We start from the raw sequence: 9,784 nt of genomic DNA, 5'->3' as shown, positions 1-9,784 counted from the left end.
GGCGGAGATCCCCGCGGCGAACGGGTGCGTGGCGTCCACGACCACGCGGACCCGGTGCGTGGAGAGGTGGTCGCGGAGCCCCTCGACCCCGCCGAAGCCGCCGATCCGGACCCGGCCCACGGGCAGGCGCGGACGCGCCACCCTCCCCGCCAGGGACGAGCAGAACTCGTGACCCGCGTCCTGCAGCAGTCTCGCCAGCTCCCGCGCCTCAGCGGTCCCACCCAGGACGAGGATCACCGCTCCGACCCCGGCGGCAGGGACGGCATCTCCGGCGCGCCCTCGCGGGCCAGCTCCAGCAGGGCGTCCAGGTCGAGGTGCTCCTCCGCCAGATCACCCAGCAGGTCCAGTCGCCTCTCGCGTGCGGCGGCGAAGTCCACACCGGAGGGTTCGCGGACCCGGCCGACACGGGCCGCCACCTCCGCGAGGTAGGCCTGACGGAACCCGTCGGACTCGAGGCTCCCGTGCCACATGGTGCCCGCCACACCGTCGCGCCTCGCACCCCCGAGGAACTCGGGGTCCGCGCCGAGGCCGATCCGCCCGTGGTGGATCTCGTACCCGGCCGCCGCCTGACCGAGCGCCTCCCCGGTGGGCAGCCGCAGGACCTTCTCCGGCCCGAACTCCGTCTCCACGTCCAGCAGCCCGAGCCCGTCGACCTCCGCGCCCTCGGGACCCTCCACCCCCTCCGGGTCCCGGACGAGTCGGCCGAGCATCTGGAAGCCACCGCAGATGCCGAACACCGACCCCCCGGCGTGGGCGTGGTCGATCACCGCGCGGTCCAGACCGCGGGAGCGGAGCCAGGCCAGGTCGTCGATCGTCGCGCGCGTGCCGGGCAGGACCACCAGGTCCGCGCCCCGGACGGTCCGGGGGTCGGTGACGAACTCCACGTCGACGGCCGGCTCCAGCCCCAGCGCGTCGACATCGGTGAAGTTGCTGATCCGGGGCAGCCGGATCACGGCGACCCGCAACGCCCGGCCGGCGTCGGCGCGGCGACCGCCGATGTCCAGCGCGTCCTCGGAGTCGAGCCACACGTCGGGGCTCCAGGGCAGCACTCCGTGGACCCGCCGTCCGGTGAGCGCCTCGAGGTGGTCCAGCCCCGGTCCGAGGAGCGAGGGGTCACCGCGGAACTTGTTGACGACGAAGCCTGCGACGAGCCGCTGGTCGGCGGCATCCAGGAGTGCCACCGTGCCGTACATCGCGGCGAAGACCCCGCCGCGGTCGATGTCGCCCACCACGACCACCGGCATGTCGGCGTGACGGGCCAGGCCCATGTTGACGTAGTCACCGGCACGGAGGTTGATCTCGGCAGGACTGCCCGCGCCCTCGCACAGCACCAGGTCGACCCGGTCGGCCAGGTCGTCGTATGCGGCATGGGCGGCGGTGGCAAGATGCACGCGACCGTCGACGAAGTCCCTGGACGAGACCGTCCCGGCGGGGCGGCCCATCACCACCACGTGGCTGCGCCGGTCGCCGCCCGGCTTGAGCAGCACCGGGTTCATCGCCACCTCGGGCTCGGCGCGTGCCGCGAGGGCCTGGATCCACTGCGCGCGCCCGATCTCCCCGAAGCCCGCCGGCCCCCGGACGACCATCGAGTTGTTGGACATGTTCTGCGCCTTGAACGGCGCGACCCTGACGCCCCGCCGGGCGAACGCCCGGCACAGTGCCGTCACCACCACGCTCTTGCCGGCATCCGACGTGGTGCCGGCGACGAGGAGGGAGGCTGCCATGGGGATCGATCCTAGCCGCGCCCTCCCCCACCCCCGCCGAGGTGCTCCGCCGAGGGTCCGACAGGCCGCGACGGTGAGGGGGACCCCGCGTTCCTGCTGGTGACACGCCCGCCAAATGCCCAGCTCAGAACGTATTTGAGATCACTGCGGACAAATGCGCTCCGGCGGTTCGCACTATGGCACGCTCGGCCTCGTGCAGTTGTCCAGGTTCTCCGATCTCGCGCTCCGCGCCCTCATGCGTCTCGCCGTGGCCGACGGGCGCGGGGACCGGATGACCGCCGGGGGCATCGCCGAGTCGGTGAACGCGTCGACGAGCCACGTGGCCAAGACCGTCTCCCGGCTCGTGGAGCTCGGCCTCGTCGAGTCCCGCCGGGGCCGGGGCGGTGGTCTCGCGATCACCGAGGCCGGTCGTCAGGCGTCCGTCGGGCGGCTGCTGCGTGAACTCGAGGGACCCGGCGAGGTGGTGCAGTGCGAGGGCCCGGCGCCCTGCCCGCTGGCCGGCAACTGCAGCCTCCGCCGAGCCCTGGCCGAGGCCCGCGAGGCGTTCTTCGCCGCCCTCGATCCACTCACCGTCTCGGGCATCGTCCACACCCCGACCAGGCAGGTCCTGCTCAGCCTGGGACCCGCCCACTGACCGGTCGGCGACCACCGACCCACACCCCCTCGACGCCCGGCACCCCAGGTGCCCGGGTGACCCCGTCGCGCCCACTGAAGGAGATCCGCATGACCACGTCGCTCACCTCACTCGAGACGATCCTCGCCCATCCGCGGGAGCTCTCGCCGCACCACGTCCCGATCATCCGCGACACGCTCCCGGTCATCGGGGCGCACATCGACGAGATCACCCCGGTGTTCTACCGCACGATGTTCGGCAACCACCCCGAGCTCCTGCGCGACACCTTCAACCGCGGCAACCAGAAGCTGGGCGCCCAGCAGCGCGCGCTCGCCGCCTCCATCGCCACCTTCGCGACGCTGCTGGTGGACGGGAAGAGCCCCGTCGACATGCTGGCCCGGATCGGCCACAAGCACGCGAGCCTCGGGATCACCGCCGACCAGTACCAGGTGGTCCACGACAACCTCTTCGACGCGATCGTCCAGGTGCTGGGCGAGGCGATCACCCCGGAGATCGCGGCCGCGTGGGACGAGGTGTACTGGATCATGGCGGGCGTCCTCGTGGACTTCGAGAACGCCCTCTACGCCGAGGCCCGGGTCGAGCCGGGAGACGTCTTCCGGACCGCCGTCGTCCTGGCCCGGGAGGACGTCACCGATTCCGTCACCGTGGTGACCCTCGGCGGTCCCGACGGTGGCGACCTGCCGGACTTCCGACCCGGCCAGTACACCTCCGTCGGCGTGGTGCTGCCCGACGGCGCGCGTCAGTTGCGTCAGTACTCGCTGTCGGCGGCGCCGGGGTCGGGCACGTGGCGGATCGGCATCCGCCGGGTCGACGCGGTCTCCGGTGGCGCGGGTCCGTGCCCCGCCGGTGAGGTCTCCGGGTGGCTGCACGCCCACGCCCGGGTCGGCACCACGCTCCAGGTCACGCTGCCGTTCGGTGACCTGGTCCTGGACGCCGCGGGAACCGGGTCGGGCCCGGACGCGGCACCGGTCGTCCTGTGCTCGGCCGGGATCGGCATCACCCCGATGCTCGGTATGATCGCGCACCTGTCCGCGACGGACGATCCCCGGCGAGTCCTGATCCTGCACGCCGACCGCTCGCCCGACCAGCACGTTCTGGCCGATGAGGTGGCCGGCGAGTCCTCGCTGCTCGCCGACGCCGAGGTGCACACCTGGTACGAGCACGGCGCGGACACGACCGCCGGACCGGGCGCGGTCCACCACGGCGTCATGGACCTCTCCTCCGTCGAGCTCCCGGCGGGCGCACACGTCTTCCTGTGTGGGCCCACCGGCTTCCTCCAGTCGGTGCGCGCGACGTTCATCGAGGCCGGCGTGCCCGAACAGCGGATTCACGCCGAGCTCTTCGCCCCCAACGACTGGCTGGTCTAGTCCCGCGGGTGTGCCCGACGACCGCCGCGCTCACGATCAGCCCCACGCGAGGGAGCACCCGCGGTCACAATGGGACCCGATGACCCCCTCTCACGACCACCAGCACGCCGAGTCATGCGTCGCGGCGGTGCCGCTCTTCGCCCGGCTCTCACCCCGGCAGCAGGCCGAGGTGGCCTCGATGGCGCGTCCGCTCCGCGTCGAGCGCGGCGAGTGGATCGTGCGCGCGGGGCAGTCGTCGCCGCGATTGCTCGTGGTGCACGAGGGGCTGGTCAAGGTGGGCCGCACGGCGGAGGACGGCCGCGAGGCCACGCTGCGCCTCCTCGGCCCCGGCGACGTCGAGGGCGAGAGCGGCTTCCTCACCGGGACACGTCCGGAGAACGACTGCGTCGCGCTCGACCCCACGACGATGTGCGTCTTCGAGCACGGTTCGCTGGCCGGGCTCCTGAACCGATACCCGGACATCGGCGCATCCATGCTGCGCTCGCTCGCCATCCGCCTGGAGTCCACAGAGCGGATGCTCGCGGCCCGCACGCTGGCCGACGTCGGCGCACGGCTCGCCTCATATCTGCTCGACCTGCCCGCCGTCCGAGGCGTCGACGGGGTGGTGACGGTGCGACTGCCGATGTCCAAGAAGGACGTGGCCACCTACCTCGGTACCATCCCCGAGACCCTGAGCCGCCGACTCGCCGCGCTCGGGCGCGAGGGTCTTGTCGAGGTGCGCGGAGCCGAGGTCGACCTGCTCGATCCGGAGGGACTGGAGGCGCGGGCGGGCGGGGCTTGACCTAGGTCATGGGAACCCTCCCGTTCGGGCGCTACCGTCTGAGACGTACCAGTTCAGACCAGGGAAAGGACCCCGTCATGAACGTCACCTCGATCTTCGGCACGCTGCTCGGACTCGTCGTCCGTGAGGCCTCCGCCCACTGCGACACCGAGGACGGCCCGGCCGTCACCGACGGCCGCCGTGCCCTCGACAGCGGCAACGTCAATGTCGCCCTCAAGTGGGTCCACCCCGGGGGCGAGGACGAGGTCCGCGCCGTCTTCGACAAGGTCCGGCGCGTCCGGGTCGCGGGCGGCGAGACCAGGGAGGTCGCCGACAGGTGGTTTCTCGAGACCTTGGTCCGCGTGCACCGCGCGGGCGAGGGCGCCGGCTTCAGCGGACTCGCGCCCGCCGGTGCCGGCGTCGACCCTCCTCGGGTGGTGGCCGCCGACGAGGCGCTGGAGCTCGGCAGCATCGAGCCCCTCAGGGGCCTGGTCGACGAGGACCGGTGGGACGAGCTCGAGCGTCGTTTCGACCACGCCATCGCGCTCAGGGGCTTCGACCCCGACGACCTCGTCGCCGCCCGCGAGTACATGGACGCCTACGTGCGATTCTTCAAGTACGCCGAGGGGCACGACCACGACCACCACGGTCACGACCACCACGAGCACGCGCCCTGATGTGGTGGCTCACCCGCGTCCGATCCGACTCAATGGAACCGACCCTGCGTGCCGGGCAGCTCGTTCTCACCAGGTCGCTCCGACGGCCCACACCGATCCGCCGGGGCGACCTGGTCGTGGTGGATCACGCCGAGGTGGTCGGCCGCGTGCTCAAGAGGGTGGTCGGCCTGCCCGGCGAGCGCATCGAGATCGACGGCGGCGCGGTCCGCGTGGACGGCGTACCCCTCGAGGAGTTGTACGCCTCGTCGTCGTACTACCGCGGTGACTTCCACGTCCCGGCCGGGCACTATCTCCTCCTGGGTGACAACCGCGACTCCTCCTCCGACGGCCGCACCTGGCGTCAGCCCTACGTCGAGAGGTCGGCCATCACGGGTCGGCTCAGCGGGCGATGCCTCACCGCGTGACGTCGAGAACCCGGGTTTCAGTACCCCGGGTCACTCCGGCAGCGCGTCCAGTCCGGCACCCTCGAGGGTCCGGCGGCCGCGTTCGGAGGTCACGAGCTCGCGGAAACGGTCGGCCGCCACCCGTTCGGCCTCGCCCCCGGGCCCGCTCTCCCCGCTGGGGACGCGGGCCAGGACGCACCGGGTCGTTCCCGCCGACCGCATCAGGTCCCGCTCGCGACCCTCGGGACTGACGGGCGCCACCCACCCGTGCGAGCTCGCGACGTCAGTGCGGTAGACGATCCCGACGTCCATCTCGTTGTCCGCGAGCCGGACACTGAGCGCGCGGGACCCGTCCTCCCATGTGACGTCCGTGGGCTCCACCGCCGCGGCGGCGAGCACCTTCTCGGTCGCTTTGCCACACGGGGTGTCCGGCACACACAGGCCCACGCGCAGGTCCGGGCGGGACAGGTCGCCCAGTCCGCGCACGCGGAGGGGGTTCCCGGACGGCACCGCCACGACCACGTGGTTCCGGGCGAAGATCTGCGGTTCCGCGGCGGCTCCCTGTGCCACGGCGAGGTCCATCACCTCCTCGCTCGCGGAGGCGAAGACGTTGAGGTCCGTGCGATCGGACAACCCCTCGGCGATCTCGTCCGACCGCCCCAGTTCGAGGTGGACCCGGACCCCGGGATTCTCCTCCTCGAAGATCTGGATGAGGTCGGTGAACGCGACGGACAACGACGGCGCGGCGGCCACCCCGAGCGAGACGGTCGCGGTGGCCTCCGGCTCCTCGGTCGCACACGCGAGCCCGGAACACATCAGGGCCACGCCCACCACCGCGATCCCCTGACGCCGACCCACCGGTCAACCCCCGGCGAAGGGGGGCAGGATGTCGATCACGGAGACCCCGTCGATCGAGGCGAGGGGGTCGCGCGTGGTCTCCTCGCCTATGAGGAAGGACGACACCGTGACGATGCTGGCCAACGGCTCACCGTGCCTCTCGCAGACCTCCCGGGCCAGTTCACCGATGGTCGTCGCGTCCGTGTGGAGGCGCTCGCGTGCGGTGCCGGCCGCGTCCTCGGCCGCCGCGTAGTACCCCACGGTGATCATTCTCGATGTCCTGCTCACGGTGTCGACTCTAGCCCGTGCCCCCGACGCGCCGCCGCCGCTTTCGGTGACACGTCATCCGCCTATGGCACCCATCGACCGGCGCGGCCGGTGGAACGCCGTCCCACCGATGCCGTGCCCGGCCTGCTTACCCCACATCGCCCCGCGCCACACCCGGGCGATCTCCGCGTCCCGCGCCCCGGAGCGCAACACACCCAACACGTCGGTCTCGTCATCACTGAACAAGCAGGATCTCACGGTCCCCTCGGCGGTCAGCCGCGTCCGGTCACAGGCCGCGCAGAAGTTGCGGGTGACGGTGGCGATCACCCCGACGTGGGCCGGGGACCCCGCGACCGAGCGTCCGGCCACCTCCCACAGTTCGGCCGGGGCGGACGGGTCCTCGCGACCGGCGGGCACCAGGTCGAAGCGCGCACCCAACACGTCGAGCAGCTCCTGCGCCGTGACCATCTCGACCCTGGACCAGGTGTTGTCGGCGTCGAGCGGCATCTCCTCGATGAACCGCAGCTGCACGCCCTCCTCGAGAGCCCATTCCAGCAGGTCGGGAGCCCCCGGCAGGGTGGCCCTCATCGGCACGGCGTTGACCTTGACCGGGGCGAGTCCCGCCTCGACCGCGGCACGGACCCCGCGGAGCACCGACGGCAGCCGGTCGCGACGGGTGAGCTCGGCGAACTCGAGGCGGTCGACCGTGTCCAGGGAGATGTTGATCCGGTCGAGCCCGGCCTCGACCAGTGCGCCCACCCGGTGCTCGAGGCCCACGCCGTTGGTGGTGAGGGCGATCGGAAGGTCAGGGCACGCCTCCCGGGTCCCGGCGACGATCCTCTCGAGGTCCTGCCGCATCAGGGGTTCGCCGCCGGTGAAGCGCACCTCGCGGACCCCGAGGTCGTGATGCGCCAGCGTGACCAGCCGGATCACCTCGTCGGTGGTCATGCGTGCGGCCTCCGGGATGGGCGGCAGCCCCTCCTCCGGCATGCAGTACGTGCAGCGCAGGGAGCACTTCTCCGTCAGCGACACGCGCAGGTCCCGCCCGGTGCGACCGAAGGTGTCGATGAGCAACGGGGTGGCCGGCCGCGCGCCGTCGGGGCGCGGCCGAGGGCTCGGGATGTCGGTCGCGGTCACGCGCACCTCCGATCTGCCGGGCGTTCTGGTCGAGTGTAGGCGCGTGAGCGCCACCCCGCCGTCTACCTCTCCGGCACCTCCACCTCCGGGTTCGGCCCGAGGAGGGTGAGCTCGTGGATCTCGTCGCGCTCGGCCTGCGCTCTCAACTGCGGCGCGATCAGCCGGGCGAGGTGGTACCCCAGCACCACCACGAGGGTGCCGAGCGCGATCCCGCCGAGCTGGAAGTCGTCCGTCACGGTCAGGGTCGTGTCGCCCACGGCGATCACCACGCCCGCCGCCACCGGGACCAGGTTGAGCGGGTTGCCGAAGTCGACCCGGTTCTCCTTCCAGATCTTCGCCCCGAGCAGTCCGATCATCCCGTAGAGCACCACGGTGATCCCGCCCAGCACGCCGCCGGGCGTCGCCGAGATCACCGCGCCCAGCTTGGGCGAGCAGCCCAGGAGGATCGCGGTCAGCGCCGCCACCACGTACGCGGCCGTGGAGTAGACCTTGGTCGCGGCCATCACCCCGATGTTCTCGGCGTACGTCGTCGTCGCCGATCCGCCGAACGAGGTGGCCAGGACGGTGCCCGCACCGTCGGCGGCCAGGGCGCGGCCCATCAGGCCGTCGGTCTCGGTGCGCGTGATCTCGCCGATCGCCTTGACGTGACCCGCGTTCTCGGCGATCAGGGCGATGATCCCGGGGACGATCAGCAGCACGAACGCCAGGGAGAAGTCGGGCGCGTGGATGCCCACCACGCCCGCGGCCTCGTCGGTCATGGGCGGCAACCCGAGCCACGGCGCGTCCCCGACGCCCGACCAGTCCACCCGCAGGTGCTCGGTCACCTCGCCGGCGGTGGCGCTGAACGAGGTGATGGGACCGGTCACCAGGTCGAGCACCCAGGACAGGACGTAGCCGAAGATCAGCGCGAGGAAGATCGCGATCCGGCCGGCGAAGCCCTTCAGGCCCACCGTCATGAGGACCAGCGCGATCATCACCGTCAGCGCCACCCACTGGTCCTGCGGCCAGTAGGTCTCGGCCACCACGGGCGCCAGGTTGAAGCCCAGCAGCATCACCACGGCGCCGGTGACGACCGGGGGCAGCACGGCGGTGACCACGCGCCCGCCCACCACGTGCACGATGACGCCGACCACGGCGAGGGTCGCACCCGCCACCAGCATCGCGCCGGTGACCTCCGCGCTCGTGCCGCCCTGCGCGCGGATCGCCGCGACCGCCCCGACGAACGCCACCGAGGTGCCCAGGTAGCTGGGGACCTGCCCCTTGACGATCGCCAGGAACAGCAGCGTGCACACGCCGGAGAAGAGGATCGCGAGCTGCGGGTTGAGCCCCATGATGATGGGGAAGACGAACGTGGCACCGAACATCGAGACCACGTGCTGGGCGCCGATGCCGATCGTCCGGGGCCAGCTCAGGCGCTCCATCGGGGCCACGACCTCGCCGGGCCTGATGTTCTTGCCGTCGCCGTGGACAGACCACAGCTTCCTCGAACCCCGCGCGCCGTCCGCCACCGTCTCCCCTTTATTTCCCCGCCTGCGCCCCGCGCGCGGACCGTAGGCACAGTACAACGCGATTACCGTGGGGGCATGGCCTCCCACCCCGACCGCCCGACCCACCCCGTATCCCGGCCGTCTCCCGCCGGGTACCGAGAGCTCCTGCGCACGCATCTCGCGCCGGTGCTGGAGCGGGCCGCCCAGAGCACGCGGTTGCCGGTCGTGGCGTGCGCGGACTCGGTGCTCGCACGGGACCTGCTCGCGTCGGTGGACCTCCCCCTGTTCGTGAACTCGCAGATGGACGGCTACGCGGTGCGGTCGGCCGACATCGCCGGGGCCGGTCCGGACTCGCCGGTGCGGCTCCGGGTGGTGGGGACGACCCACGCCGGTGACGGACCGGGGCCACGGGTCGACGACGACGAGGCCTGCAAGGTGATGACCGGTGCGCCGGTCCCCGAGGGTGCCGATTGTGTGGTCCCCGTGGAGGACACCTCCATCGGGGATCCCG

Annotated in this window: 11 protein-coding genes and 1 pseudogene; 6 read left to right on the top strand and 6 right to left on the bottom strand. The window is 72.1% G+C overall.

Going from position 1 to position 9,784, the window contains the following annotated elements; translation table 11 throughout:
• Positions 1 to 237, bottom strand: a 237-nt coding sequence (locus G6017_RS00290) for a precorrin-6A/cobalt-precorrin-6A reductase (RefSeq protein WP_182615338.1), incomplete at its 3' end; no start/stop codon positions are given.
• Complete coding sequence (locus G6017_RS00285; RefSeq protein WP_182615336.1) at positions 234 to 1,724, bottom strand: cobyric acid synthase; 1,491 nt, start codon at positions 1,722 to 1,724, stop codon at positions 234 to 236. The genes G6017_RS00290 and G6017_RS00285, both read right to left, overlap by 4 nt.
• A gap of 193 nt (positions 1,725 to 1,917) precedes the next feature.
• On the opposite strand from G6017_RS00285, the gene G6017_RS00280 reads away from it, so the two are divergent.
• From G6017_RS00280 to lepB, 5 genes are all read left to right on the top strand, one after another.
• Positions 1,918 to 2,358 carry an Rrf2 family transcriptional regulator gene (locus G6017_RS00280; protein ID WP_182615335.1) on the top strand — a complete coding sequence of 147 codons (441 nt, stop codon included), beginning with the start codon at positions 1,918 to 1,920 and terminating at the stop codon, positions 2,356 to 2,358.
• Positions 2,359 to 2,447: 89 nt separating this feature from the next.
• A complete protein-coding gene (locus tag G6017_RS00275) occupies positions 2,448 to 3,725 on the top strand; it encodes a globin domain-containing protein (protein WP_182610285.1) in 1,278 nt (425 codons plus the stop codon).
• Positions 3,726 to 3,804: 79 nt separating this feature from the next.
• Positions 3,805 to 4,506 carry a Crp/Fnr family transcriptional regulator gene (locus tag G6017_RS00270; protein WP_182615333.1) on the top strand — a complete coding sequence of 234 codons (702 nt, stop codon included), beginning with the start codon at positions 3,805 to 3,807 and terminating at the stop codon, positions 4,504 to 4,506.
• Positions 4,507 to 4,583: 77 nt separating this feature from the next.
• Positions 4,584 to 5,162, top strand: a complete 579-nt coding sequence (locus G6017_RS00265; protein WP_182615331.1) for a DUF6448 family protein — start codon at positions 4,584 to 4,586, stop codon at positions 5,160 to 5,162.
• Positions 5,162 to 5,566 carry a signal peptidase I gene (gene lepB, locus G6017_RS00260; RefSeq protein WP_277819557.1) on the top strand — a complete coding sequence of 135 codons (405 nt, stop codon included), beginning with the start codon at positions 5,162 to 5,164 and terminating at the stop codon, positions 5,564 to 5,566. The genes G6017_RS00265 and lepB overlap by 1 nt, the downstream gene beginning before the upstream one ends.
• Positions 5,567 to 5,596: 30 nt before the next feature.
• Here lepB and G6017_RS00255 read toward each other — a convergent pair whose 3' ends face one another.
• The 4 genes from G6017_RS00255 to G6017_RS00240 all read right to left on the bottom strand — a co-directional run bounded on the left by G6017_RS00255 (position 5,597) and on the right by G6017_RS00240 (position 9,207).
• On the bottom strand, positions 5,597 to 6,403 hold the full coding sequence (locus G6017_RS00255) for a substrate-binding domain-containing protein (protein ID WP_182615327.1): 807 nt from the start codon (positions 6,401 to 6,403) through the stop codon (positions 5,597 to 5,599).
• A gap of 3 nt (positions 6,404 to 6,406) precedes the next feature.
• Positions 6,407 to 6,670, bottom strand: a complete 264-nt coding sequence (locus G6017_RS00250) for a ubiquitin family protein (protein WP_259847878.1) — start codon at positions 6,668 to 6,670, stop codon at positions 6,407 to 6,409.
• A 54-nt stretch (positions 6,671 to 6,724) separates the two neighbouring features.
• Complete coding sequence (gene moaA / locus G6017_RS00245; protein WP_347237913.1) at positions 6,725 to 7,786, bottom strand: GTP 3',8-cyclase MoaA; 1,062 nt, start codon at positions 7,784 to 7,786, stop codon at positions 6,725 to 6,727.
• Positions 7,787 to 7,848: 62 nt separating this feature from the next.
• Positions 7,849 to 9,207, bottom strand: a complete 1,359-nt coding sequence (locus G6017_RS00240) for a uracil-xanthine permease family protein (protein ID WP_241731128.1) — start codon at positions 9,205 to 9,207, stop codon at positions 7,849 to 7,851.
• A gap of 162 nt (positions 9,208 to 9,369) precedes the next feature.
• Here G6017_RS00240 and G6017_RS00235 point away from each other — a divergent pair.
• A pseudogene (locus G6017_RS00235) lies at positions 9,370 to 9,784 on the top strand (gephyrin-like molybdotransferase Glp); the annotation flags it as partial.

The organism is Dietzia sp. B44 (genome assembly GCF_014145245.1).
Taxonomy (GTDB): domain Bacteria; phylum Actinomycetota; class Actinomycetes; order Mycobacteriales; family Mycobacteriaceae; genus Dietzia; species Dietzia natronolimnaea.
Note: the sequence above shows the minus strand (reverse complement) of the source record. Positions and strands in the feature narration are given on the sequence as shown.

Excerpts from the sequence above, each read along its gene's own strand:
- G6017_RS00275 (WP_182610285.1), top strand. The coding sequence starts at position 2,448 with ATGACCACGTCGCTCACCTCACTCGAGACGATCCTCGCCCATCCGCGG.
- G6017_RS00240 (WP_241731128.1), bottom strand. The coding sequence starts at position 9,207 with ATGGAGCGCCTGAGCTGGCCCCGGACGATCGGCATCGGCGCCCAGCAC.
- G6017_RS00265 (WP_182615331.1), top strand. The coding sequence starts at position 4,584 with ATGAACGTCACCTCGATCTTCGGCACGCTGCTCGGACTCGTCGTCCGT.
- lepB (WP_277819557.1), top strand. The coding sequence starts at position 5,162 with ATGTGGTGGCTCACCCGCGTCCGATCCGACTCAATGGAACCGACCCTG.
- G6017_RS00270 (WP_182615333.1), top strand. The coding sequence starts at position 3,805 with ATGACCCCCTCTCACGACCACCAGCACGCCGAGTCATGCGTCGCGGCG.
- G6017_RS00285 (WP_182615336.1), bottom strand. The coding sequence starts at position 1,724 with ATGGCAGCCTCCCTCCTCGTCGCCGGCACCACGTCGGATGCCGGCAAG.